The sequence below is a fragment of the Nocardia citri genome (assembly GCF_054065835.1).
In genome coordinates this window covers 692,321-718,605 of sequence record NZ_JBSUQM010000001.1, presented here as the reverse complement: position 1 = coordinate 718,605, position 26,285 = coordinate 692,321, and the positions used below count along the sequence as shown (strand labels likewise).

General features: G+C 65.4%; 18 protein-coding genes. 11 read left to right on the top strand and 7 right to left on the bottom strand.

What is annotated here, in order from left to right:
* Positions 1 to 7: 7 nt before the first annotated feature.
* Together ACW2Q0_RS03370 and ACW2Q0_RS03365 are read right to left on the bottom strand one after the other, a co-directional pair.
* Positions 8 to 421 carry a roadblock/LC7 domain-containing protein gene (locus tag ACW2Q0_RS03370; protein ID WP_011207200.1) on the bottom strand — a complete coding sequence of 138 codons (414 nt, stop codon included), beginning with the start codon at positions 419 to 421 and terminating at the stop codon, positions 8 to 10.
* Positions 418 to 4,668 (bottom strand): ATP-binding protein, encoded by a 4,251-nt coding sequence (locus ACW2Q0_RS03365; protein ID WP_457185903.1) that lies wholly within the window; start codon positions 4,666 to 4,668, stop codon positions 418 to 420. The genes ACW2Q0_RS03370 and ACW2Q0_RS03365 overlap by 4 nt, the downstream gene beginning before the upstream one ends.
* A gap of 346 nt (positions 4,669 to 5,014) precedes the next feature.
* On the opposite strand from ACW2Q0_RS03365, the gene ACW2Q0_RS03360 reads away from it, so the two are divergent.
* The 4 genes from ACW2Q0_RS03360 (at position 5,015) to ACW2Q0_RS03345 (ending at position 9,908) form a co-directional block, all read left to right on the top strand.
* Positions 5,015 to 7,078: an AMP-binding protein gene (locus tag ACW2Q0_RS03360; protein ID WP_457186123.1), complete on the top strand. Its 2,064-nt coding sequence runs from the start codon at positions 5,015 to 5,017 to the stop codon at positions 7,076 to 7,078.
* 147 nt (positions 7,079 to 7,225) lie between these two features.
* Complete coding sequence (locus tag ACW2Q0_RS03355) at positions 7,226 to 7,612, top strand: hemophore-related protein (protein WP_457185900.1); 387 nt, start codon at positions 7,226 to 7,228, stop codon at positions 7,610 to 7,612.
* Positions 7,613 to 7,795: 183 nt separating this feature from the next.
* Complete coding sequence (locus ACW2Q0_RS03350) at positions 7,796 to 8,512, top strand: response regulator transcription factor (protein WP_457185898.1); 717 nt, start codon at positions 7,796 to 7,798, stop codon at positions 8,510 to 8,512.
* A gap of 7 nt (positions 8,513 to 8,519) precedes the next feature.
* A complete protein-coding gene (locus tag ACW2Q0_RS03345) occupies positions 8,520 to 9,908 on the top strand; it encodes a sensor histidine kinase (RefSeq protein ID WP_457185896.1) in 1,389 nt (462 codons plus the stop codon).
* 78 nt (positions 9,909 to 9,986) lie between these two features.
* Here ACW2Q0_RS03345 and ACW2Q0_RS03340 read toward each other — a convergent pair whose 3' ends face one another.
* Positions 9,987 to 10,820: an LppX_LprAFG lipoprotein gene (locus ACW2Q0_RS03340; RefSeq protein WP_457185894.1), complete on the bottom strand. Its 834-nt coding sequence runs from the start codon at positions 10,818 to 10,820 to the stop codon at positions 9,987 to 9,989.
* A gap of 431 nt (positions 10,821 to 11,251) precedes the next feature.
* Here ACW2Q0_RS03340 and ACW2Q0_RS03335 point away from each other — a divergent pair, with 431 nt between their 5' ends.
* From ACW2Q0_RS03335 to ACW2Q0_RS03325, 3 genes are all read left to right on the top strand, one after another.
* On the top strand, positions 11,252 to 12,724 hold the full coding sequence (locus tag ACW2Q0_RS03335) for a cytochrome b5 domain-containing protein (RefSeq protein WP_457185892.1): 1,473 nt from the start codon (positions 11,252 to 11,254) through the stop codon (positions 12,722 to 12,724).
* Between the two features lie 80 nt (positions 12,725 to 12,804).
* The gene (locus tag ACW2Q0_RS03330; RefSeq protein WP_457185890.1) at positions 12,805 to 13,992 is read left to right on the top strand and encodes a type III polyketide synthase; all 1,188 of its coding nucleotides are present in this window, start codon (positions 12,805 to 12,807) and stop codon (positions 13,990 to 13,992) included.
* 30 nt (positions 13,993 to 14,022) lie between these two features.
* Positions 14,023 to 15,837, top strand: coding sequence for an ATP-binding cassette domain-containing protein (locus tag ACW2Q0_RS03325; RefSeq protein ID WP_457185888.1), 1,815 nt, complete (start codon positions 14,023 to 14,025; stop codon positions 15,835 to 15,837).
* A 490-nt stretch (positions 15,838 to 16,327) separates the two neighbouring features.
* Here the strand turns inward: ACW2Q0_RS03325 and ACW2Q0_RS03320 are convergent, their stop codons facing one another.
* The 4 genes from ACW2Q0_RS03320 to pdxH form a co-directional block, all read right to left on the bottom strand.
* The gene (locus tag ACW2Q0_RS03320) at positions 16,328 to 16,690 is read right to left on the bottom strand and encodes an FKBP-type peptidyl-prolyl cis-trans isomerase (RefSeq protein ID WP_457185886.1); all 363 of its coding nucleotides are present in this window, start codon (positions 16,688 to 16,690) and stop codon (positions 16,328 to 16,330) included.
* Between the two features lie 42 nt (positions 16,691 to 16,732).
* Positions 16,733 to 18,037 (bottom strand): citrate synthase, encoded by a 1,305-nt coding sequence (locus tag ACW2Q0_RS03315; RefSeq protein WP_457185884.1) that lies wholly within the window; start codon positions 18,035 to 18,037, stop codon positions 16,733 to 16,735.
* Positions 18,038 to 18,192: 155 nt separating this feature from the next.
* On the bottom strand, positions 18,193 to 19,476 hold the full coding sequence (locus ACW2Q0_RS03310; RefSeq protein ID WP_457185882.1) for an MFS transporter: 1,284 nt from the start codon (positions 19,474 to 19,476) through the stop codon (positions 18,193 to 18,195).
* A gap of 107 nt (positions 19,477 to 19,583) precedes the next feature.
* Entirely contained in the window at positions 19,584 to 20,288 is a 705-nt protein-coding gene (gene pdxH, locus ACW2Q0_RS03305; protein WP_457186121.1) for a pyridoxamine 5'-phosphate oxidase, read from the bottom strand.
* 155 nt (positions 20,289 to 20,443) lie between these two features.
* On the opposite strand from pdxH, the gene ACW2Q0_RS03300 reads away from it, so the two are divergent.
* From ACW2Q0_RS03300 to ACW2Q0_RS03285, 4 genes are all read left to right on the top strand, one after another.
* Positions 20,444 to 21,592 (top strand): citrate synthase 2, encoded by a 1,149-nt coding sequence (locus ACW2Q0_RS03300; protein WP_457185880.1) that lies wholly within the window; start codon positions 20,444 to 20,446, stop codon positions 21,590 to 21,592.
* A 389-nt stretch (positions 21,593 to 21,981) separates the two neighbouring features.
* Complete coding sequence (locus ACW2Q0_RS03295) at positions 21,982 to 22,692, top strand: polysaccharide deacetylase family protein (RefSeq protein WP_457185878.1); 711 nt, start codon at positions 21,982 to 21,984, stop codon at positions 22,690 to 22,692.
* A 283-nt stretch (positions 22,693 to 22,975) separates the two neighbouring features.
* The gene (locus tag ACW2Q0_RS03290; protein WP_457185876.1) at positions 22,976 to 25,687 is read left to right on the top strand and encodes an ATP-binding protein; all 2,712 of its coding nucleotides are present in this window, start codon (positions 22,976 to 22,978) and stop codon (positions 25,685 to 25,687) included.
* Positions 25,684 to 26,274: a GTP-binding protein gene (locus tag ACW2Q0_RS03285; protein ID WP_457185874.1), complete on the top strand. Its 591-nt coding sequence runs from the start codon at positions 25,684 to 25,686 to the stop codon at positions 26,272 to 26,274. Before ACW2Q0_RS03290 ends, ACW2Q0_RS03285 begins: the two co-directional genes overlap by 4 nt.
* The last annotated feature ends 11 nt before the right edge of the window (positions 26,275 to 26,285 follow it).

The following is a 26,285-nucleotide window of genomic DNA, read 5'->3' as shown; positions in this document are numbered from 1 at the left end:
CCCACCATCAGGAACCCATCGTGACGCGTGGCGTGGCCTGCACCGTCTGGCCAACACGCTCGACCAACAGGGCCATTTCGTAGCCCACCTGGCCGATATCGCAGGAAGTATTGGTCAATACCGCGAGATACGAGCCGTCGCCGACCGCCATGAGTAGCAGGTAGCCGTGCTCCATCTCGACCACTGACTGCAGCACGGTGCCGCCCTCGAACAGGTTCGAAACGCCTACCGAGAGGCTGGCCAGTCCGGCGGTAACAGCCGAGAGCTGCTCGGCACGGTCCACCGGCAGCTGCGCGCTCGCCGCCATGAGTAGGCCGTCAGCCGAGACCAGAACGGCATGAGCTACGCCAGGAACCTCGTTGGCGAAGTTCGAAACCAGCCAATCCAGCTGACGATTCGTACCACCTAGATCGGGGTTCATCGGTCTCCTTTATCTCCGGTTAGGTTCATTGCCTTCATTGCGCGGCCATCCCGGACGCCTTGCTGGTGACGACTCAAGCTGGACCTGATCGTTTCTGGATCGCGACGCGGCGCGCGATCGGCGTTGCCGGTGACACCGCCGGGGACCAGCCTCCCGCCCGGATTGCGTTGAGGCAAACCGGCGGCCGTCTTTGTTTCGGCCTGGGCCTCGCTGGCGCGGCGAGCCGCCTGCCAGCCCTCGTCGCCCGGTGATTCGAAGGAGGCGGCTGCTTGGGACCGGTCCTGGTTGGGATCCGAAAGCCACGCCGACATCATTTCCGCGAAGATCGGCGTCCCGCCCATCACCGAATCAGAGTCGACCGCGGGCTGCAACCTGGTCTGGAAGAACGACGCCGCCTTCTCCGGATCGGGCTTGAAGCTGTGCCTACCCGGATCGCGCGGTGCGGTCGTCGCCTCGCTCTCCGAGACCGCGGGCGTCGCGCCGCCGGCCGCGGGCTGGGCCGCACCGCGATCGCGTCGCGGCAGGCCGACGCCCGGCGGAACTTCCTTGCGCGGCAGTACGGTCGCACCCGGATCGCGCCGGGGCAGACCGGTCGGACCCGACTCGCGCTGCGGCAGGCTGTCGCGGGAAGGTAGCAGGCCGTCGCGCTGAGGCAAGCCGTTCAGCGCCTGCGCACCCGACTGACTCTGCGGCAGACCGTTCGGGGCCTCACGCTGCGGCAGACCGTTGGTAGGCGACTGACGCTGCGGTAGGCCGGTGGCATCGGGCTCCCGCTGCGGCCGACCATTCGGGGCCGAATCACGCTGCGGCAGACCACCCGTGGGTTCCCGCTGCGGCAGAGCACCGGTGCTCTCACGCTGCGGCAAACTCGAACCGGTATCCCGCGGCGGGGTGCCCGGCAGACCGGACTCACGCTGCGACACACCATTCGAGACCGAATCCCGCTGTGGCAGACCACCCAACGAATCCCGCTGTGGCAGACCACCGGTGCTCTCACGCTGCGGCAAACCGCCAAGAGCATCACGCTGCGGCAAACCACCGGATACGGAATCCCGCTGCGGCAAACTCGAACCGGTGATGCCGGTCAGACCGGACTCACGCTGCGGCAGACCATTCGAGGCGGAATCCCGTTGTGGCAAACCGCCCATGCTCTCACGCTGCGGCAAACCACCAGTTGTTTCCCGCTGCGGCAGACCACCAGAGCTCTCACGCTGCGGCAGACCACCCGTGGATTCCCGCTGCGGCAAACTTTCCAACGGATCACGCAACGGATCACGCTGCGGCAAACCACCCGCGCCCTCACGCTGCGGCAAACCACCAGTTGTTTCCCGCTGCGGCAGACCACCAGAGCTCTCACGCTGCGGCAGACCACCCGTGGATTCCCGCTGCGGCAAACTGTCCAACGGATCACGCAACGGATCACGCTGCGGCAAACCACCCGCGCCCTCACGCTGCGGCAAACCACCAGTTGCTTCCCGCTGCGGCGGACCACCCAACGCATCCCGCTGCGGCAGGCCATTCGACGTTTCCCGCTGCGGCAGACCGTTGGCAGGCGACTGACGCTGGGGCAGACCGGGGGTCGCACCCGGCTCTCGTTGCGGCAGTCCGTTCGAACCCGCCGCACGCTGCGGCAGACCATTCGATGTTTCCCGCTGCGGCAGACCCGATCCGGTATCGCGTGGCGGCAGACCGCCGGCAGCCGGTTCGCGCGGCGGCAGACCACCGGCAGCCGGTTCGCGCGGCGGCACACCGTTCGGCCCCGAGGAACGCTGCGGCTGACCGCCCGCGCCCTCGCGCTGCGGTACCCCATTGGTACCCGGATGACGCTGCGGCAGACCACCACCGGTCTGGCCGCCCTCTGGCTGCGGCACACCATTCGTGCCTGGTTGACGCTGCGGCAGCCCACCGGAATTCAGATTCCGCGGCGGCAGACCACCACCGGAGACCGTCGGCTCGGCACCCGGCCGACTGGGCGGCGGACCGCCCGGGGTGACATTGCGCCGCGGCAGATTGGCCGCAGCGAGCTTGCCGCGCTGCGGACCACTTGTTACCTGTCCGGGGGCTGGCCGCAGTGACGGACTCGACTGGGCCGACTCCTGACGCAGTCCGGAGGCACCCGAGGCCATGGTCGAACCGGGTGAACGCTGCGGCAGCCCGCCCGCCGCCGGAATCGGACCACTACCCGCGGCCGGTGCCGGACTGCTCACCGGAATCGGTCCGCTCACACCGGGATCGACGGTGACCATGACATTGCCACCGGGCGTCCTGGTGATCGCGCGCGTCTGCATGGCCGGCGCGCCCGACGGCCGTTGCAGACCGGCCGCTGCGACCTGAGGTGTCGCCTGCGGCATCGCAGTGGTCTGGCCCTTTCCGAGCACGATCAGATTGGCCGGGACTTGCACGGTGACAGTGACGCCGGGATCCCGAGCGGTATCGAAGGTCGGGCGCAGGCGCACAGTCAGTCCGTGTCGCTCGGCCAATCGGCCGACCACGAAAAGACCCATGTGTCGTGCGGTATCCGGACCGGGTGCCGCGGTCTGCTCGAGCCGCCGGTTGATATCGGCCATTTCGCTGGGCGGCATACCGATGCCGCGGTCCGCGACCTCGATGAGCATGCCTTGGTCGTGTCCCTGCGCGAAGGTGAACTTGACGTCGGTCTCCGGCGGCGACGCGCGCAGCGCGTTGTCCAATAGCTCGGCGAACAGGTGCGCCATATCCGAGGCGGCGGGCTCGACCAGCGAACCACGCGGTGTCGCACCGAGTTTCACGCGTTCGTAGTCCTCGACCTCGGAGATCGCCGCGCGCAGCACGTCCGCGATCTCGACCGGCGCGGACTTGCTGCGCCGCTGCCGGGTACCGGCGAGGATCAGCAGGTTGTCACCGTTACGGCGCATACGAGCCGCGAGATGGTCCAGCCGGAACAGGTTTTCCAGCAGGCGCGGATCCTTCTCGTCGTACTCCATCGCCTCGATCAAGCTGAGCTGATGGTCGACGAGCGACTTGGAGCGCCGGGCCAGGGTTTCGAACATGTCGTTGACCTGAGCACGCATCTGCGCCTGGTCACTGGCCAAACGCAGGGCCTGCCCGTGGATGTCGTCGACCGCGCGAGCCAGCTGACCGATTTCCTCATCGCTGCGGATCGGCATCGGCTCCAGCGGCACATCCTCGGGGGACGCGCCATTACGCAGCTGGGCGACCTCATGCGGCAGATCGCTCTCGGCCACGCGCAGCGCGGCGAGCCGCAGGCGGTGCAGCGGCACGATCATCGAGCGCGCCACGAAGACCGCGAGCAACAGCGCGGCGAGGATGGTCACGATGACGACCGCCGTGTAGGTCCACGCGCCGGCACTGGCGTTGGACACCAGCGAACTCATCGCCGAGTCGATGTCCTTGGTGGACTTGTTGACCACGCGCTCGTAGACATCGAGGCTGCCGGTCAGCGAATTCTTCAGATCACCGATCGGGATCTTGCCGGACTGCGCCTCCGGGCTGGTCAACAGCGAGATCCGATTGTCGATACCGGCCCGCAGATCGGCGATCGAGGTGTCGCCGTCGGAAAAGCGGTGGGCGAGGACGTTGAGCATCGCCCGCTCGGTATTGGCCGCGGTGATCGCGCTCTGAATGCCCGCCGCCGAACCGCGCAGCACCTCCGGGAATGCGGCGACCTCACCGACCAGCGCCGCGCGCGTGTTCAGTGAGTCGACCAGCCGCAGCCTCGCCTGCTCGATGGCCTGGTCGCTGATCTGGCCGACCGTGGTCTCGACGATGTGCACACCGTCGTTTCGGACCCGGTCGATCATGCCGATGACTTCGGCCGGGGTCTGCGTAGTGACGTTCTTGCCCTGGGCGCGCACGGCCTTGGCCTGGGTGATCATGCTGTCCAGCGACGCGCGCGCGCTGGACACACCGTCGAGCTTGCCGGCCGACGCCTCGGCATCGGCGATGACCTTGTCGAGGTCGGCCAGGTTCTTGTCCGACACGATCGAGACGTTCGGCATGATCGAAATCATCTGCGATCCGGCGGTCGTCGCCGTCTGTGCACTCAGCGCGGTGACGGCAGGGATCGCCCCGATGCCCTTCGCGGCGGCATCCAGTCGGTTCGCGTCGGCGAACTCGGTGGTAATCCTGGACACGCCGAGCCCAACTGCGACTGCCAGCGGAACGGCCAGGACCGCCGTAACCTTCCAGCGCAGGTCCCAGTTGCCGAGCGCCCAGCGTTTGCTGCCGGACCTTGCGGCGTCACGCATCTCCCACTCACTTTCCAAACTGGCCCCAACCACGTGCCATCAGCGAACCTAGACAATCGCATGCTGGCTCGACAGGCAGAGCTGGCCGAGGAACTGCGGCTGGCCGAGAAATTGCGTTTACGACGGCCCAAATAAGTGACATCAGATTCTAACGGATCAATAACAGCTTGGGTGACGTTGAGTGTAGCTACGGGCCTTGACCTGCCGATAATTGGCAAAACCAAAGGTCGCGGCACCCACCCGGGCGTCGCGTGAAGTCTGCCACAATCGTGCTGATCTATCGAGGCGGGCACAGAGGCGAGGCTAGGGAGTCACGAGTTTGGGTACAGCATCGCGTAGCGATTCGGTGGGGGGCGGTGGTCGGGCAACGGGTGGGCCGGAGCATCAGGCGTACCGTCCGGTCTATCAGACCAGCTTGGTCGATCCCGCGGAATTCTGGGCGGAGGCCGCCGAGGCGATCGAGTGGGTGGCCCCGCCGACCCAGATCGTCGATACCACGGCTCGCTCGATGGCCAGGTGGTTTCCGGACGCTCGCCTCAATACCTCCTTCAACGCTCTCGACCGGCACGTGCACGGTGGCGACACTACGGACGAGGCGGGCCGGGCCGATCAGCCCGCCCTGATATATGACTCCGCTATGACCGGCACCAGAGCCGTTTTCACCTACGCCGAACTTCTCGCGCGGGTTGCCGAGTTCGCCGGTGCGATGGTGCGTTTGGGGGTTCGTGCGGGTGACCGCGTGGTCATCTACCTGCCGATGATCCCCGAGGCGGTGATCGCCATGCTGGCCTGCGCCCGCATCGGCGCGGTGCATTCGGTGGTCTTCGGCGGCTTCGCCGCACCCGAGCTCGCCGCCCGCATCGACGATGCCGAACCTGTGTTGATCATCACTGCCTCGGGCGGCCTCGAACCGGGCCGGACGATCGAATACCCGCCGATCGTTTTGCAGGCCTTGGATCTGACCGAGACGCGCGCACCTCGTCACGTAATCGTCAAACAACGGCCACAATTTCCGACCATTCACTTCTCGGCGCCGCAGCCCGCCACCGGATCACTTCCGAGTTCCGCACAGACCATCGCGGCCCAATGGCTCGATTGGGAAGACGCCGTCCGCGATGCGGAACCCGCCGATCCGGTTCCGGTCGCCGCGACCGATCCGCTCTACATCCTCTACACCTCCGGGACCACCGGGAAGCCCAAGGGCGTGGTCCGCGACAACGGTGGACATGCGGTCGCCCTGGCCTGGTCGATGCGCAATATCTACGACATCGGGCCGGGTCAGGTGCTGTGGGCCGCCTCGGATGTCGGCTGGGTCGTGGGACATTCGTACATCGTCTACGCGCCGTTGCTCGTCGGCGCGACAACGCTGCTCTACGAAGGTAAACCGGTTGGTACGCCGGATGCGGGCGCGTACTGGCGGGTGGTCGCCGAGCACAACGTGCGGGTGCTGTTCACCGCGCCGACCGCGCTGCGCGCCATCCGCAAGGCCGATCCGGATGCCGCACTCGCCCACAGCCACGACCTGTCCGCGCTGCGCGCACTGTTCTGCGCCGGTGAGCGCCTGGATCCGGCCACCTACGAATGGGCCAGCCAAACACTGCTCGCCGATCGGCCCGACTGCCCGGTGGTGGACCACTGGTGGCAGACCGAGACCGGCTGGCCGATCTGCGCGAATCTGCTCGGCCTGCAGCAACTTCCGATCAAGGCCGGTTCGGCGTCGGTGCCGGTGCCGGGCTACCGGCTGCGGGTGCTCGATGCCGAGGGCAATCCGGTCGCACCGGGCACCGAGGGCAATATCGTCATCGGTCTGCCACTACCGCCGGGCACCCTAACCGGGCTATGGCACGACGAAGACCGCTTCCAACGCTCCTATATGTCGGCGTTTCCCGGCCACTATCTCACCGGCGACTCCGGATACTTCGATGACGACGGGTATCTCTACGTACTCGGCCGCAGCGACGATGTGATCAATATGGCCGGGCACCGGCTCTCGGCCGGCAGCATCGAGGCCGTCATCGCCGGACACGAGGCCGTCGCCGAATGCGCGGTGATCGGCCTGCCCGATGAACTCAAGGGCCAGCGGCCGATCGCCTACGTAGTGCTCAAATCCGGCGTCGAGATCGATCCGGACCGGTTACGCGACGAACTGATCGCCCGGGTGCGCGAGCAGATCGGCGCGATCGCCACATTGCACGACGCCGTCGTCGTCTCCGCACTGCCCAAAACCAGATCGGGCAAGATCCTGCGCAAGACGATCCGGCAGATCACCGCGGGCGATACCTACGAGGTGCCATCCACCATCGAAGATGCCTCGGTGCTCGCCGCACTGGAGATGCAGATCCGGGCCAGCCGCCCGCAGAAGCCCGGTCCGGAAGTCGTTGCGCCCAACGGCGATCCGATCGTGCAGTAATAACTTTGCGATCGCATTTCGTTTCACCCCTCAGGGAATCCTCAGAGATAGTTCACACCTGTGCCAGTGCCGGGCAATAGCGTCTAGAGCGCTGGAATCAACGCATCGAATGAAAACGCAACACACCGCAAAATCTGGAGGCACAGAATGAAGATCTTCCGCAGTCGCCCGGCCGTCGTCGCCCTCGCCGCGGGCGGTATGGCCAGTGTGGCCGTGTTGGTCTCCCCGGCCATCGCGACCGCGGATCCGATGACGCTGGCCGGGCCACTGCTGAACTCCGACTGCACCTTCGCGCAGGTCGATGCGGCGCTGCACGCCAAGGCCCCGCAGCTGGCGGCGATGCTCGATGCGAACCCGACCCAGAAGGCCGAACTGCAGCGCAAGTTCGACCAGCCGGTCGAACAGCGGCGCGCCGAACTCCAGGCCGCCATCAACGAGAACCCGGGCGCCGCACAGGACGCCGAGAACGATCCGCGCGCCACAGGTCTGGCCGCGACCATCCGCACCGTGGCCGAAACCTGCCACAACTACTGACACCATCCGACACGCCGATGTGACTCGCTGGATGCCGACCGGTCGACTGGTCTCGTAAGAACATGAATAACTCGCCGGGTACGCCCAAAAATGCCGAGGCACCCGAGGCAGGACCTGTACGAGAACATCGCGGCAGCTACTGGTATGGCCTAACGATCCGGGGAGGCGGTGGAGCCGAGCACAATGAGTGATGTGACCGAGCGCAGCGCGAATCCGACCGTCCTTGTCGTCGACGATGACGAGGATGTGCTCGCGTCGGTCGAGCGCGGCCTGCGCTTGTCGGGATTCCAGGTGCGGGTCGCTCGCGACGGCGCCGAAGCATTGCGCAGCGTGACCGAGCAGGCGCCGGACGCGGTGGTGCTCGATATGAACATGCCGGTGCTCGATGGCGCGGGCGTGGTGACAGCATTGCGCGCCCTGGGCAATGAAGTCCCGATCTGTGTGCTCAGCGCCCGCGCCTCCGTCGACGACCGGATCTCCGGACTGGAGTCCGGTGCCGACGACTATTTGACCAAGCCGTTCGTCCTCGCCGAATTGGTCGCGCGGATCAAGGCGCTGCTGCGCCGCCGCTCGGACGTCCCCGCCTCGGCCACGCCGGGCGCGATTTCGGTCGGCCCGCTGGAGGTCGATGTCGCCGGCTACCGAGCGCTGCTGAACGGCCGCGAAATCGAGCTCACCAAGCGCGAATTCGAGCTGCTGTCCACCCTCGCCCACAATGTGGGCGTGGTGCTGAGCCGCGAGCGGCTGCTGGAGTTGGTGTGGGGCTACGATTTCGCCGCCGACACCAATGTGGTCGATGTCTTCGTCGGATATCTGCGGCGCAAGCTGGAGGTCGAGGGCACACCGCGGCTGCTGCACACGGTCCGTGGTGTCGGGTTCGTGCTGCGAGCACCCAAGTGAGTTGGCGATGACGCCGCAGCACTCTTCCGGCACAGCGACTCCCGGGAAACGGCGGCGGCCCACATTCTCGCTTCGCACCCGGGTGGCCGCTGCGGCCGCGGTCGGCGCGATCATCATCGTCACGCTCATCGGCGTGATTTCCTCACAGGCCATCGAACGCAACAACCTGGCCCAGACCGACCAGCAGCTCACCATCGCCTCGCGATTGGTGCTCATCGATTCGGTACTGGCCGTCGGCGTACTCGGATTGGTCGGTCCGACGTACGACATGGCGGTGACGGTTCGCGACAACAACATGATCGTGGCGAGCACACCCATCCGCCTGCCCGAACAGCCGATCGGATCACATACCGTCACTGTGAACGGCACCCCGTTCCGGGTACTCACCACCACCGAGAACCAGCCCGCGGGACGCGTTGTCTCCCTTGGTATCCCGGCAACAGAGGCGGCCCGCACCACTGCCGAGCAACAGCGCTGGGTGCTCGCCGGAGCCGGACTGGCGATCACCACCGCCGCCGCACTCGGCTGGTTGCTCGCGGGCCGCGCGGTGCGCCCGATCGTCGACCTCACCCGACAGGTCGGTGCGCGCAGCGGCTACCACGATCCGGACAATCCACAGCCGCCGGTCGACGGTTCCGGGGTCCGGGAGGCGGAAAAACTCGCCGAAGCGGTGAACACCCTGCTGCAGCGGGTGGATCAGGCGCAGACCGAAACCGCCGCCGCACTGGAGACCGCACGCGATTTCGCCGCCGTTTCCGCCCACGAACTGCGCACCCCGCTCACCGCTATGCGCACCGATCTCGAGGTGCTGCGCACCCTCGACCTGAACGAGGCCCAACGCGCCGAAATCCTCGCCGACCTGCAACGCAGCCAAGGCCGCGTGGAAACTACCTTGGCCGCACTGGAACGTCTCGCCTCGGGCGACCTGACGCACGAACGCGATCATGTCGACACCGATGTCGGCGATCTGTGCGATCAAGCCGCCCACGATGCCATGCGACACTTCCCCGGCGTCACGGTCCGCATCGATACCGACGCCGAACTGATCACCCGCGGCCTGCCCGCCGGACTGCGCCTGGCGGTCGACAATGCGCTGGCCAATTCCGTCAAACACGGCCGCGCCACCGAGGCCGTCGTCTCCGCGCACCGAATCCCCGACGGACACATAATGATCACCGTCGACGACAATGGCCGCGGCATCCCCATCGACGAACGCACTGCCGTCTTCGAACGATTCTTCCGCGGCAGCCAAGCCAGTAAGGGCGGCTCCGGTCTCGGCCTCGCCTTGGTCGCCCAGCAGGCCCAATTACACGGCGGCCGAGCCTATTTCGACGACAGTCCACTCGGCGGCGTACGCCTGGTCCTCGATATTCCGGAACGCCGAATCACCATCTGAAAAGCGGAAACCGGCCGGGAGCGCGAATGACGGCCGCCACCGTCACGCATTCCCGGACCGGTTCGCGGTATCTACGCCTTACTTCGGCGGCGCGGTGACCTCGACCGGCTTACCCCACGCCGACAGCGTCACCTTGATGGTGCCCGGATCCCGCTTGACAACAGCCTGAACCAGGTTCGGGCCAGTGCCGGGCGAGGCGGCCGTCGACGGCAGCGCCGATGCCGAACCCCCCGCCGGCGGCGCGACATCCGCGATCCACAGCGTGATCGGGAACGTCCCGGCCGGATCACCCGACTTGGGGACGATGGGGTCGATGACCGTGGAGTCGATGGTGCCGGTCACCTTCACAGTGTCGGTACCGTCGACCTTCTCGCGTCCCTCCACCTTCGGGTTCTTCACCTGGGCGATGAGGTTGGCCAGACCCTTGTCCCTGTCGAGGATGACGCCCGGATCGTAGATCTGTTCCGCCGGACCGATTTTGGCGTACGCGGAGGAACCACCGCTCTGCGCGTACATTTGCTTGTCGACGACCAGGAACTTGGCCTGGATGAAGTCGGCTTCGGGCTTGGTCCGGACCTTCGCCTCGCCGATCGCCTGGCCGGCGCCCTGCGGCTGGTTGGTCACATCGGCCGAGACGCTCTCGACCGGGAGGGTTGTCAGGTTGTCCACCTTCAGATTCAGGTGCACGGCCTGCAGGGTCTGGGTGGTCCGCGCCGACTCCTGCACGATCTGCGCGGCATCGGGCAACTGCCCCGAAGGCGGCGCGGACGAGGTGGTCTTCGAGTCGGAGTTGGAGTCACAGCCCGTCACCAGTGCGGCGAACATCGATGCCGCGACCACGGCGGGCACGAGTTCCGGTCGGCGAAGTCGGATTCGGTGCGAGGTGCGTGCTCGCGCTGTCAGATCACTCAATGTTCTGCCCCCAGAAGAGTGCGAGGTCGGGTACGACCGGATGGTTTGACGGGGACAGCTGGTGCTGTCGCCCGGTGCAGTGCAGCATTTCGCCCGACAGATTAGCCTGTCGCACAGGTCAACTCGACCTCGTTCGCAAAACGAATTCAGAGGCGAGCCGCGCATGCCGCGGGAGCCGACGTTACCCTTGATTCGGTCTTCTCGCAGAGATCGGGGGGAATCCGACGCGAAAGTTACCGGCTTAAGGGATTGTTTAGTGAGATGTAAGGCGCTGGAAGCACAATGCTGTCACGAAGCCTCAGGCAGTGTGTGTGCCTTTGGGGGACATCCGGTTCGCCGGATGAAGCGCCCCCGCGCCAATCCGCGATACACGCCATAACCCCGGGGCCGACAACGGCCGCCGAACCGCGGATCAGACACGGAGGAATGCGATGACGAACAGCCAGTCGGAGGCGGAGGAGCGGGACTTCCGTAGACCGCCCGGCCCGCCTCCCAGTGGTGGCCCGCAACTGTCGAATGTGTGGGTTTACAACGGAAAAGCCTATGATCTGAGTGACTGGATCTCCGAACATCCCGGCGGCGAGTTCTTCATCGGGCGAACGAAAAATCGCGACATCACCTCCATCATCGGGTCCTATCACCGCGATCCCGAACGAATCGGACGAATGCTGGAGATATATGCCTTGGGACGCAATGCATTACCCGAGGACATCCACCCCAAGGCCAACGCACCCGACTTCCTTTTCAAAGAGGGTTTCGACAGCTGGCAGGACACACCGAAATACCGATTCGACAATAAAGACGATCTGCTGCACAAGGTCAAGGCACGACTGAAGGAGCCGGAACTGGCCGCACGCCTGCGGCGCATGGACACGATCTTCAACATCGTAGTCGCGGTGCTGGCGATCGCGTACTTCGCGGTGCAGGGTCTGCGTCTGTTCGAGCGCAGCTGGATGCCGCTGCCCGTCTTCGTCGTCCTGATGCTGCTGCTGCGTAGTTCGTTGGCCGGATTCGGCCACTACGCGATCCATCGCGCGCAAAAGGGCATGAACAAGATCTATACGAATACCTTCGATTTCAATTACGTCGCACTGGCTTTCGTCACGGCGGACGGACACGCGCTGCTGCACCACCCGCATACCCAGAGTGAAGTCGATATCAAGAAGAACGTCTTCACGATGATGATGCGGGTGCCTCGGTTGTACCGGGTGCCGATTCACACCCTCCACAAATTCGGGCACACGGTGACCGGCATGACCATTCGGCTCCTCGATGTCTGCCGCCTGACCCGCAAGGTCGGTATCAAAGATATGTACGGCACCTGGGGTGGTGCACTGCCGCACTTCATCGGTTCGTTCGGCGTGCGCGCGCTACTACTCGGCGAGTTGGTCGTCTTCACGCTGGCAGGCGACTTCTGGGCCTGGGCACTACAATTCGTGGTGACGCTGTGGATCAGTACCTTCCTGGTTGTCGCGAGCCATGATTTCGAGGTGGAAACCGAGGAACCCCCTGCCTCCGATACCGAGGACTGGGCCGTTCATCAAGTGGAGCAGGCCTACGACCTGAAGGTGATCGGAAATCGTTATATCGACTGCTTTCTCGCGGCCGGCTTGAGTTCACACCGCGTCCATCATGTCCTGCCGTTCCAGCGCAGCGGATTCGCCAATATCGCCACCGAGGACGTATTGCAGGAGGAGTCAGCGAAATTCGGCGTCGAGTGGCTGCCCGCGAAGAGTTTCTTCACCGATCGTTTCCCTGAACTCTGCCGCACCTATCTTTTGTCGCCCTCGCGCGAAGCCGAGGAACGAAACTGGGGCTTCATCCGCGAGCACTGTTCGCCTGGGGCATTGAAAACCTGCGCGGTCTACACGTTGCAGGGCTTCACCGGAATCGGCACGGTCTGAACAGATTCCGGAGATCGACCGATCGACCGCTGGATGACAGCGGCGCCGATCACCATTTTCACAAGAACGGGGAGAATCTCGTGTCAATCACTATCGATGAGGGAACGCCGGCGGCTCGTCAGGGGGACGAACACGGTCACGGCCTCGTGCAGCATAGGCTGCCACCGGCGCCGCCGACCGCGGTCGGCGTAATCGAGAGCATCGCGACCGGTGCGCCGAAGCAGCTCGTCGACCAAGCGGGCGCCGCCGCTCGGGTGGCCGAACTGTTCACCGATCCGCAGCAGCGGGCGCGGATTTCGCGGATCTACCAGAAGACGAGGATCGACGGCCGCCGACTGGTCGTCGATCCGCTCGATCCCGAATTCCTGCGATTCGGCCGGGAGCGCGGCACGATCCGGGACCGAATGAAGCTGTTCTACCGCCACGCGGTACCGCTGGCCGTCGATGTCGCGGGACGTGCCCTCGCCGGTATCGACGACGCGGCGGCGGAGATCGGCTTGCTGGTCTTCGTGACCAGCACCGGATTCATCGCGCCGGGCGTGGATGTCGCGGTCGTGAAGCAGCTCGGCTTGTCGCCGTCGGTCGGACGGGTCGTGGTGAACTTCATGGGCTGCGCGGCCGCGATGAACGGCATTCGGACGGCCGTGGATTACGTTCGGGCACATCCGGATAAGAAGGCGATGGTCGTCTGCATCGAGCTGAGCTCGGTGAACGCCGTCTTCGACGACAACATCAACGATGTCATCATCCACAGTCTGTTCGGTGACGGCTGCGGTGCGGTGGTGATCGGTGCGAGTCAGGTCCAGCAGCCGCTGGCTCCGGGCAAGGTAGTGATCCGGGACAGCTTCAGCCGGCTCTTCGATGATGCCGAGGACGGCATCGTGCTCGGTGTCAACCAGAACGGCATCACCTGTGAGCTGTCGGAGAATCTGCCCCAGTACATCTACACCGGGGTCGATCCCGTGGTCACCGAGGTCTTGCAGCGCAACGGATTGCAGAAGTCCGATGTGGATTTGTGGGCGATCCACCCCGGTGGGCCGAAGATCATCGAGGAGTCCGTGCATTCACTCGGGATCGCGCCGGAGCGCGCGGTACTGAGCTGGGATGTACTGGCCAGGTTCGGCAATATGCTGAGCGTGTCGCTCATATTCGTGCTGGAACAAATGATCCGGCAGGATGCGGCGAAGCCGATCTCGACCGGTGTGGCGTTTTCCTTCGCGCCGGGGGTCACCCTCGAAGGCATCATCTTCGACATCATTCGCCGGTAATTAGGCACCGGCCTCAGGAGCGCAGCAACCATGCAACTCATCCGATTCCTCATCTCGATCTCCTGGACGCGGATCGCGGCCGTCATCGCCGCGGGCCTCATCTGTGGTGCGGCCAATACCTATCTGGTGACTCTCATCAGGGGTGTGGTGTCGCCGGAACCGCATCCACACGTCGATATCCAGAGCTTCGCCCTCACAGGTGTGGTCATTCTGGTCGGTGGCGTACTGTCGCAGGTACTGCTGATTCGCCTTGCCCAGGAGGCGATCTACCGGCTGCGCGCGGACCTGAGTTCCGGAATCGTTTCAGCGCCGCTCGAGCATCTGGAACGGCTCGGCATGCACCGCCTGATGGCCACGCTGACCGAGGATGTGCGCTCGCTCTCGCAGGCCGTGACCGCCATTCCGAGTATCTGCATCGATGTGGCCACCATTGTCGGCTGCTTCGTTTTCCTGCTGGTGGTCTCGGGTCCGTTGTTCGCGGTGACCGTGGCGGGCACCCTGCTCGGGATCGCCTGTGTCGAGGTGATTCTCGCGCGGGTGCGCAATATCTATCGCGAGGCGCGGGAGAACGAGGACGCGCTGTTGCGGTCGTACCAGGCCGTGACGCTGGGCATCAAAGAGTTGAAGTTGCACCGGGGGCGGCGCCGCGATTTCATGCAGCGGCATCTGCTCGGTTCGGCCGCGACGCTGCGTGCGCAGAATGTCGATGCCGGATCCAAATTCTCGGTGGCACAGGGATTCGGCCAGGCACTACAGCTCGCCACCATGGCGCTGATCCTGTTCGTACTGGTCGCACCGCTCAACTTATCGCGCGATGTGATGGTCGGCTATGTCCTGGTGACGACCTTCCTGGCGATGCCGATGCAGAACTTCATGCACCGCATTCCGGATCTGCTGCGCGGTGATGTGGCGCTGGCGAAGATCCGCGCCATGAATCTGTCCATGGAGACCATGCACGACGAGGAGCGGTTGCCGTTCACCGATCGTCCCCCCGTCGACGCGGCACGGCTGGAGCTGACGAATGTCGCCTACAGCTACCGGATGGAGCCGTCGCCGCCGTTCCCGCCGGGTCCCGGCGGACCAGGACGTGGCTCGCATCCGCCAGGGCGGGGTCCACGTCCCGGCGGTCCGCGTCCGGATGTCAACGGACGTCGGTTCGTCGACCACAGCGGACACGACAACCGGCCGATGCCGCTCGGCCCTGAGGCGAACAATGGCGAGTCCGGATTCCGGCTCGGCCCGCTGGATTTGGTCTTCGAACCCGGGCAGATCACCTTCATCGTCGGCGGTAACGGCAGCGGTAAATCGACGCTGGCCAAGCTGATCACGGGACTGTATGTGCCGCAGACGGGCACGCTTTCGCTCAATGGCGAGCCGATCGACCACGAGAATATCGAGTGGTTCCGGCAGAACTCCTCGGCGATCTTCACCGACTTCCACCTGTTCGAGGAGTACCTTGGCTTCGATCGGCCCGGACTCGACGGTGCGGTGCGCCGCTATCTCGAGCAGTTGCAGATCGCGCACAAGGTGACGGTGCAGGACGGGCGGTTGTCCACCATCGATCTGTCGCAGGGCCAACGTAAACGGCTCGCGCTGTTGACCGCCCTGCTAGAGGATCGGCAGATCTATGTCTTCGACGAGTGGGCCGCCGACCAGGAGCCCAAGTTCCGCGACATCTTCTATCAGGAAATTCTCACCGAGCTCAAACAGCGCGGGAAGACCGTCATCGTGATCACCCACGATGACCGCTATTTCCACCACGCGGACCAGCTGGTCAAGCTCGATTTCGGCCGGGTGGTCGACACGACGCGGTCCGCGGAGCCCACCGGCGCCGAGCTTTCCTGACCCCGACGAAATCAGCTGCGGCCCTGATCGAACTCTCAGAGTTCGGCCGGCGACGATGCCAATTCGGAACTCTAGGGTCAGCAGGTCCGACTGAGCGCGGATACGGTGAGCGGCGGGCTGGATCAGATCCTGCCGTTGCTGCGTACGTCGCCCTTCAATCGGCCGCAGCGACGTCCTGCGGCCTGGACTATGTCGTCGGTTCGCGACCCGCGTAGTACCGTCCGCAACCAGTAGTCCAGGAGCGAGTCGGTGGTGGCGTTGCCGGCTCGGTCGGGCCGCTGCTACCACGACTCTTCACTTGATACTTTACGGCTGGTATCCCGAGCCGATCGCCCTTCTGGCTCAGGGACAGTCCGTTTCCGCCACACCGTGACAGCTGCGGGCGCTGGCTGGCTCAGGGTGTGGTTCCGGTGCTCGGGCTGGAGCGCGATCAATCGACTGCGGCCCGTGTTCCACCGAGTGGAACACGGGCCGCAGTAAGCGTTTTCGCTCAGTTGATGACGTCGAGCAGATCGATCACGAAGACCAGGGTCTTGCCGGAGAGGTGGTGTCCGGCACCGGCGGGGCCGTAGGCGAGCTGCGGCGGGATGGTCAGTTGGCGGCGGCCGCCGACCTTCATGCCGGGGATGCCATCCTGCCAGCCCTGGATCAGGCCGCGCAGCGGGAAGCTGATGGATTCGCCACGCTTCCAGGACGAGTCGAACTCCTCGCCGGACTCGAATTCCACACCGACATAATGCACCTCGACGGTGCCGCCGGGCACGGCCTCGGCGCCCTCGCCCTCGACGAGGTCCTTGATAACCAGCTCGGTCGGAGCTGGGCCCGCCTGGAATTCGATCTCCGGCTTGGTCATTCGGCTATCCCCTCTGATAGGTGACGTTGAATCGGTGTGTAATTAGCGGCTGTTGATCTCGTGGTAGTCGCGATGACCGTAACCGGTGTAGATCTGGCGCGGACGGCCGATCTTCAAAGGCTCGCTGTGCATTTCCCGCCAGTGCGCGATCCAACCCGGCAGCCGGCCCATCGCGAACAGCACGGTGAACATGCGGGTCGGGAAGCCCATCGCCTTGTAGATGACACCGGTGTAGAAGTCGACGTTCGGGTATAGCTGGCGCGAGATGAAGTACTCGTCGGTGAGCGCGGCCTCTTCGAGAGCCTTTGCGATATCGAACAATTCGTCGTCACCGCCGAGCTTGGACAGAATCGCGTCGGCATGCTTCTTGGCGATCGAGGCGCGCGGGTCGTAGTTGCGGTAGACGCGGTGCCCGAAGCCCATGAGCTTCACGCCGTCTTCCTTGTTCTTGACCTTGCGGATGAATTCCTTGACGTTACCGCCCTCGGCCTTGATGCCATCCAGCATTTCCAGCACGGCCTGGTTGGCGCCGCCGTGCAGCGGGCCCCACAGCGCGTTGATACCGCCGGAGACGGAGGTGAACAAGTTGGCGTCGGAGGAACCGACCAGGCGCACGGTGGAGGTGGAGCAGTTCTGCTCGTGGTCGGCGTGCAGGATCAGCAGCATGTCGAGTGCGGCGGCGATCTCCGGGTCGACCTCGTAGGGTTCGGCCGGGAAGCCGAAGGTCATCCGCAGGAAGTTCTCCACCAGGCTCAGCGAGTTGTCCGGGTAGAGGAAGGGCTGGCCGACCGACTTCTTGTACGAGTAGGCCGCGATGGTGGGCAGTTTGGCCAATAGTCGAATGGTCGACAGTTCGACCTGTTCGGGATCCCTCGGGTCCAGCGAGTCCTGGTAGTACGCCGAAAGCGCGTTCACCGCCGAGGACAGCACCGGCATCGGGTGCGCGTTACGTGGGAAGCCGTCGAAGAATCGCTTGAGGTCCTCGTGCAGCAGGGTGTGGCGGCGGATCCGGTCGGTGAACTCATCCAGCTGTGCCTGGGTCGGCAGCTCGCCGTAGATCAGCAGGTAGCTGACCTCGATGAAGTTCGAGGACTCCGCGAGCTGGTCGATCGGGTAGCCGCGGTAGCGCAGGATGCCCGCTTCGCCGTCGATGTAGGTGATCGCCGACTTGGTCGGCGCTGTGTTCATGAATCCGGGGTCGTAGGTCACGTACCCGGTGCTGGCCAGCAGTTTGCCGAGATCGACGCCGTCGTTGCCTTCTTTGGCCTGGGCGATCGTCATGGCGTATTCGCCGCCGGGGTAGCTCAGAACCGGCTTGGCGTCGTTGATGTGGTCTTTTTCGGGCACGGAAGGATCCCTCTCAGGCTAGGACCGTCAGCATCGGGGTGCGGTCGGCACGGCGGTGCTCTCCCCTAGACGCTAGTCGCTGCTCGCGCGGCCCGAGAACGAGGGTGCCCACCGACCGAACTCACAAACAACTTCGCCTGCCGTGAGGTTTTCACTCATCCGGACACCGGCACCGCGTGCGACCTGGCGACGCGATAGCGCACGAAGGCCGGGAACACGAGCGCAGCCAGCGACACCCCGATAACGACCAGCACACCGCCGCCTGCCGCGGCAACCGCGGTACCCAGGCTCGCTGCGGCAAAACCGTGGGCAACATCACCGATGCGCGGTCCGCCGGCGACGATCACGATGAACACCCCTTGCAGACGGCCGCGCATCTCGTCGGTGGTGACGGTCTGCAGCATGGCGATGCGCAGTGCGGCCGAGACCATATCCACCGCGCCGCCGAAGGCCGAGCAGGCCAAGGCGATCCACAGTCCAGGCCCGACGCCGAGGCCGTGACCGGTCCAGCCGACGACGACACCGAAGCCGACCATGGCCAGCCCCCAGAGCGCGATACAGACCACCACCACCCGACCTTGGCGGCGCACGTGTGAGATCCAGCCGGAGAACACCCCGCCGAGCACCGCGCCGACCGACATGGAAGCGAACAGCAGACCGAGTGCGACACCACCGCTGGCCGGGTCACCGAAGGTCTCGTGCGCGATCTGCGGATAGATCGCGCGCGGCATGCCGAAGACCATGGCGATCACATCGACCACGAAGGAAGCGAGCAGGATGCGTTGGGTCGCCAGATAGGCGAAACCGTCCAGGACAGTGCGGAATCCGGCCTTGCGCGCGGTCCCGGTCGGTGGAATGGCGGGCAGCCGCAGCACCGCCCAGAGAGTGGCGAGCAGCGCGATCGCGTCGATCAGATACAGCGTCGACAGACCCACAACAGGGATCAGCACACCCGCGAGCACCGGTCCGGCAATGGCACCGGTCTGCTGCACGGTCATGCTGAGCGCACTGGCCGCGGCCAGGTGTTCGGCGGGCAACAGCCGCGGAATCGCGGCGCTGCGGGTCGGTTGATTCACTGCGAAGAACGCCTGCTGGAAAGCGAACAGGCCGAGCACGATCCAGACGTTATCGAGCCCGGCAGCGGCCTGCACCCAGAAGGCCAAGGCGGTTACACCGGTGCCGCAGTTGGTGACGAGCATGAGCTTGCGCCGGTCCATCACATCGGCCAGCGCACCGCCCCACAGACCGAACACGATCAATGGGACCAGGCCGAACAGCCCGGCCAGACCGACGTAACCGGAGCTGCCGGTGATCTCGAATATCTGCTGCGGGACGGCCACCACAGCCAACTGCGAACCGATGACGGTGACGATGTTGCTGGTCCACAGCCGTCGGAAATCGGGATAGCGCAGCGGGGTGGTGTCGGCGAGCAGTTTCACCGACCGCAGCGTAATGAGTCGGTAGGCGGCCCACCGATGTCGGGGCAATGACGTTCAGCATCGCGCAGCGATGCGATGAGGGGGCGGTCGGGCGGCGGGTGGGTCTTCTAGGGTTGTAGTCGGTCGACCGTCATGGTTTCGCCGCTGATCCGCACCCGGATCCGGTTGTGCAGCCGCCCCCGGCGTCCCTGCCAGAATTCCACCTCGTCGGGGCGGATCAGGTAGCCGCCCCAATGCGGCGGCACCGGGATCTCGTCGACGTCGGCGAAGCGGGCGGTGGTCTCGGCCATGGTGCGATCGAGTTCGGCGCGCGAGGCTATCGGCCGGGATTGCCGCGAGGCCCAGGCGCCCAGCTGCGAATCCCGCGGACGGGAACGCCAGTAGACGGCGGTCGTCTCGGCGCCGACTTGCGCGACCGGCCCGCGCACGTGCACCTGGCGACCAAGCGCGGGCCAGACGAAGGTCGCGGCCGCGAACGGCACACTCGCCAACTGGTTGCCCTTGGCCGAGTCGTAGTTCGTGTAAAAGGTCACACCTTCCGGTGAGAGGCCTTTACACAGCACCGTCCTGGCGACCGGACGCGGCCCGGCATCGGTGAGTGCGACGGTCGCGATCACCATGGCATTGGGCTCGGGGATGCCGACGGCGGTGGCCTGTTCGATCCAGTGCCGAAGCAGCGGCTCCCAGCCGCCGGCCAGCCAGGTTTCGTCCAGATCGGTGTCCTCACCGCTGCCGAATGGCATGCCACCGTAGTCGGCCCGCATGGCGGCCAGATCGGTCGCCGGGAACAGCACCCGATCATTTTCGGCCATTTCCTGACGGAGAGATGAATTGTCCAGGTCACGCATGGGCCAGACGTTACTCCGCGGTAGCAGGGAGCTAAGGTCTTGTTGATCGGCATGTGCTTGGCGAGCCTCACCCCTCATCGACGAGAACATGCGAACCGAAGTGCAAGGAGAGTCACAACATGACTACCAGCCATGCGGTGCCCAGTGGGCAGACCGCCGTACCCTCTGATTTCGTCAGCGGCCTGGAAGGCGTGGTGGCCTTCACCACCGATATCGCCGAACCCGATAAGGACGGCGGCGCGCTGCGCTACCGCGGCGTCGATATCCAGGATCTCGTCGGCTCGCAGGTGACGTTCGGCGACGTGTGGGCACTGCTGGTGGACGGCGAATTCGGTCACGGCCTTCCGCCGGCGGAGCCGTTCCCGCTGCCGGTGCACACCGGTGACGTGCGCGTCGACGTGCAGGCTGGACTGGCCATGCTCGCCCCGATCTGGGGCTACCAGCCGCTGCTGGATATCGACGACGAGACGGCGCGGGAGAATCTGGCGCGCGCCTCGGTGATGGCGCTGTCCTATGTCGCGCAGTCCGCGCGCGGCATCTACCAGCCCGCGGTACCGCAGCAGAAAATCGACGAGTGCACCACGGTGACCGAGCGGTTCATGACTCGCTGGAAGGGCGATCCGGATCCGCGGCACACCGAGGCAATCGACGCCTACTGGGTTTCCGCGGCCGAGCACGGCATGAATGCCTCCACTTTCACCGCCCGGGTCATCGCCTCGACGGGTGCCGATGTCGCCGCGGCGCTGTCGGGTGCGATCGGTGCGATGTCGGGTCCGCTGCACGGCGGTGCGCCCGCGCGCGTGCTGCCGATGATCGAGGCCGTCGAAAAGTCCGGTGACGCACGCGCTTTGGTCAAGGGCATCCTGGACCGCAAGGAAAAGCTGATGGGCTTCGGCCACCGGGTCTACCGGGCCGAGGATCCGCGTGCCCGCGTGCTGCGCGCCACCGCGCAGCGCCTGAACGCTCCGCGCTTCGAGGTCGCCGCCGCGCTGGAGCAGGCCGCGCTCGCCGAGCTGCGTGAGCGTCGTCCGGACCGCGCCATCGAGACCAATGTCGAGTTCTGGGCGGCGGTCATCCTGGACTTCGCCGAGGTCCCCGCGCACATGATGCCCGCGATGTTCACCTGTGGCCGCACCGCCGGTTGGTGTGCGCACATCCTGGAGCAGAAGCAGCTGGGCAAGCTGGTCCGCCCGGCCGCCATCTACACCGGCCCGGGCCCGCGCCAGCCGCAGGAAGTTGCCGGCTGGTCCGCCGTCGCGCACGCGTAGCGCACGAGCTCCCCGGCTGGACATCGCGGCGGGTCCATTGCCACCGCGGTGTCCGGCTATCTGCGGCGACCTCGTCCGACAACTCGGCTACCCGCTGGACCAGGCATACGTCTGGACTGCCCGCTCGCGCGGCCGAAAACAGCGCATCCGCTGCTCCTGTGCGGCGAAAAAGACATATCGCGTAGCATCCCCGGTGAATGGCTGGGAGAGAGAGTTAACGGGGAATGCTGGATAGGAATGTGTCGCGGCGGAGGCTGATCGGGTTCGGGGCCGCGGCCGCGGCTTTCGTCGCAGGTTGCAGTACCGATAAGGGCAATACGACTGGCGCGCAATCGAGAGCGACCACCGCCGCGAACGCCGTTGACGTGCAGGCCATTCCGAGATCTCCGATGCAACAGGCGCCGGCGGCCACCTCCCCCGCGGCGGTGGCCGCCCGGCACGCCGGAGCGCAGCCGACGCAGTGGGGTATGGCGATGGACGGCATCACCAGCTCTTTCGCGGCGACCGGTAAACAAATGGCGGTCACCTTCGACGCGTGCGGCGGGCCCGGCAATAACGATATCGACGAGACGTTGCTGAATCTGCTCATCTCCCAGCAGATTCCGGCCACGCTCTTCCTCAATAAGCGCTGGATCGATGCCAATCCCGGCCGCGCCGCCCAATTGGCGGCCAATCCGCTGTTCGAGCTGGCGAATCACGGTGTGGCACACAAGCCGCTCTCGGTGACCGGCCGAGCCGCCTACGAGATCCCGGGCACCGGCTCAGCACAGGAGGCCGTCGACGAGGTCTGGTCCAATCACGAACGGCTCACCACCCTGCTCGGCAAACCGCCACGGTTCTTCCGCGCCGGTACCGCGCACTACGACGATGTCGCGGTCGCGATCGTCAACGAGTTGGGCGAGCGGCCGGTCGGTTTCAGCATCAACGCCGACTACGGCGCGACCGCGAGCGCGGCACAAGTCCAGAATGCGATGAAAGCCGCAGCGCCCGGCGCGATCTCGCTGGCGCATATGCACCGGCCGAATTCCGGAACGGCCGTCGGAATGACGGCGGCGCTGCCCGCACTGCGTTCAGCGGGGTTCACCTTTGTTCATCTCTGAGCACCGTTGCCACCGGTAGTCCGGGTCGGCACGCCGCCGTCCCGGCGAATCGCGGGGCCGAAGATCACGGAATGGAATGGACGCCTCCGGGTTCGCGCCAATAACGCGCAACCCTCGGCCGGGAGCCAGTATGGTACCGATGCTGACTGGTGTCCCGACGTCAGCCGACCGCCTGCCGGTCGCTCGAAAAACAAAGGTGAGACGGATCACGGCTGTGCACCGGACATTTCGCCGACGCGAAGTGGCCGGATCGTCCTGATCCGAGCGGAAGGCGGTATGTAGGGTGGCGCAGGGCATCTTCGCGCACACTCGGTGGCGGAATCTCGAGCAATGGCGAGTTCGCTGGAAAGTCGGTGCAGCCGTTGCACTTCCACTGGCCGCGGCCATTCTGCTCGGTGGTCTGCGCCTGACGGTCTTCTTCCGCGATTACTCCGAATACGACAATGCGGCCGACCGCATCTCCGATATTCCGGCGATTACCGCACTCGAATCGGCGGCCTCGACCGTCGCCGGCGGGCAGGTCTACGGCACCACCACCGACCAGGACCTGGTCGAATTGTCAACGGCTATTACCCAAGCCACGGTGCGCGCGGGACGTAAGGGCATCGACGCGAGGGTCGCCAGGGCGTTGAAGCAGATGACCGCGACCAGCGAGGTCATCCGCTCGGGCGGTAAGGGCGGCGGCGAGCCGGCGAAGGCCATCGAGCTGAACAACGCGATCGTCGTCGATGCCATCGCCACCGTGGACAAATTACTCACCCCGATCGGCGTCGGCTCCGTCGTGGCCGCGAAGGCCCAGCTCTCCGATGTGCTGGTCGGCAAGGTCGAGGGCTTCAACTGGCTGATGGCGGCCATGTCGGCGATCCAACAGCCGACCCAGGCCGAGAATTTCCAAATCGCCCGGGGACGCTTCCTGACCACCACCGATGCGGTCGAACGGGTATTGCCCACGGCCAAGCCGCAACTCGATCAGGTGGTGCGCCCCAATACCGCCGTACTCGAGGACATGATCGAGGGCGCGATACGCACGCACATTGTCGACCTGGTGACGTTGCGGCAGCTGGCCATCGAATCCCGCGATGTCTTCACCGGATTGACGCGCCAGATCGTGCAGGGCGTCATCCACGATGTCGACCGCAAAGTCGCCGAGGCTCGATCCGCGGCCGTTCAGGCCTCTCTGGTGGTGCTCGGCACCGTGATCGCGGCACTCGCACTCGCATTGTGGGTCGCGCACTCGCTGCTGCAGCCGCTACGCAGGCTGCGGGCGGGCGCCAGCGAACTGGCGGAGAAGGACCTGCCGAGTGAGGTCGAGCGGATCATGCGCGGCGCCAAACTCGAGGACATCGAGGTGAAACCGGTGCCGGTGCACACCGCTGAGGAAATCGGCGAAATCGCCCGCACCGTGGACGGTTTGCATACCCAGGCCCTCAAACTCGCCGCCCAGCAGCAACTGCTGCGCGATCAGGTCAACACCATGTTCGAGACCATGGCGCGGCGCAACCAGACGCTGGTCGATCGCCAGCTCAGCATGATCGAGGCGCTCGAATTCGAGGAAAAGGATCCCGAGCGGCTCGGCCACCTGTTCCGGCTCGACCACCTGGCCGCGCGCATGCGACGCAACAGCGCCAATCTGCTCGTGCTGGCCGGTACCCGCTCGCGTCACGATCGGTCCAGACCGGTCGAGGTACGCGACATTCTGCGCGCCGCGGTCTCCGAGGTCGAGGACTATCAGCGGGTAAAATCCGGTGCCACACCCGAGGGTTGGGTCGCGGGCATCGCGGCCACCGATGTAGTGCATCTCATCGCGGAGATGCTGGAGAACGCGCTGCGGGCCTCGCCGCCCGATAGCGATGTCACCTTCGCCTACAGCCGGACCCCCGAGGGCGGCCTGCTCATCGAGGTCGTCGACGAGGGCATCGGCATCGTGGCGGACGAATTGAACGAGATCAACACACGATTGGCGACACCGACCGCGGTCACCGTCGCGACGACCCGGCAGATGGGCATGTTCGTGGTCGGCAAACTCGCGGAACGGCACGGCATCACGGTGCGACTGCGCCGGACGCACGATCGTGCGCTCAGTCCGGGAATCACCGCGAGCCTGCATATTCCGCCCGCGCTGATCGAGGTGCCGTCGCAGGATTCCGATGATCCGTCGACGTTGCAGCCGGTGATTCCGATCCATCGGGATACTTTCGGCACCAAGGCGGCGGCCGAGGCAGGCGCAGGTATTACCAAGCCGACGGCCAAGACGGTGACACCGGTCGCCGAGCCCGCACCCGCGGCGCGGCGGATCGGTGCGCCGCCATCGGCCGCACCCAAGTCGACGCAGCCGGCGGAGTCCGCGGCCGATGCGCCCGCGGCAGCGCCGGTGATCACCAGTTATGGTCTGCCGAAACGGGTTCCGGGGGTCAATCGCAAGGGACATCGCAAAGCAGGCGGGGCTGCCGCGAAGTCACCGAGCACGACCGCGGCGGCCGGTGCGCTGCCATCCGCGAGCGCGGCCGATTCGGGCCCCCCGACCGGGCCGCAGGAGCGAGTGACAAAGACGACCGCGTTCTGTCGATCCGAAGAGGGGGATTCGGCGGAGTCCGTCGAATCCACGTCGGACGGGTCGGCGCAGCACACCGAGGGTGCCGCGGCGACGCCGAGCATCGCGGGCATGATGTCGGCGTGGCTGGCTGATCCGACTACCGGGGAACTACCGGTTTCGGTGAATTGGCATTCGGCGGCCGATAAAGGCTGGTCCGCGGCACAGCGGGCGGCGAATGCGATGATCACGGAAAGGACAACGTCCGGGCTACCGAAACGAGATCCAGGGAATCAGTTGGTGCCGGGTGGGGCCGAATCGGGGTCGGCGGCAACGGAATCGGCGGCGCGCACGCGCCGCGACCCGGAAACAATCCGCACAGGATTGAGCCGGTATCAGCGGGGGGTACGTGACGGAAGAGCCACTGGTAAGTTGAAACCCCTTGCAGCCGAGGATGTTCGATGACCGCACCTGAACAAGCACCACCCGAAGCCGCGTCCCGCGCGGTCTCGGCGAAAATCGTGATAGCCGGCGAAATGGGGGTCGGCAAAACCACTCTGGTCGGGGCGGTTTCGGATATCGTTCCGCTGAAAACCGAAGCGCTGATGACCGATCTGAGCTCCGAAATCGACGACACCTCGGCGGTCCCGGACAAGACGACCACCACGGTGGCCATGGATTTCGGCCGTATCACCCTGTCCGACGATCTGGTCCTGTACCTTTTCGGCACCCCGGGCCAGCACCGCTTCTGGTTCATGTGGGACGACCTCAGCCTCGGCGCGATCGGCGCGATCCTGCTGGTCGACACCCGTCGAGTGGACGAAAGTTTCGCCGCGGTCGACTATTTCGAGGAACACGGACTACCGTTCCTGGTCGCGGTCAACGAATTCGAAGGTGCCCCCAAGTTTCCCGAGGATGCCATCCGCGATGCTCTCTCGCTATCCGACGATGTTCCGGTGATGATGATCGACGCCAGGGATCGAGAGTCCGCCAAGACGGCGCTCATCGCGTTGACCGGACACGCACTGGCCCGGGTGAAAGCCAAGAGTTAGCGAAGCGGCGG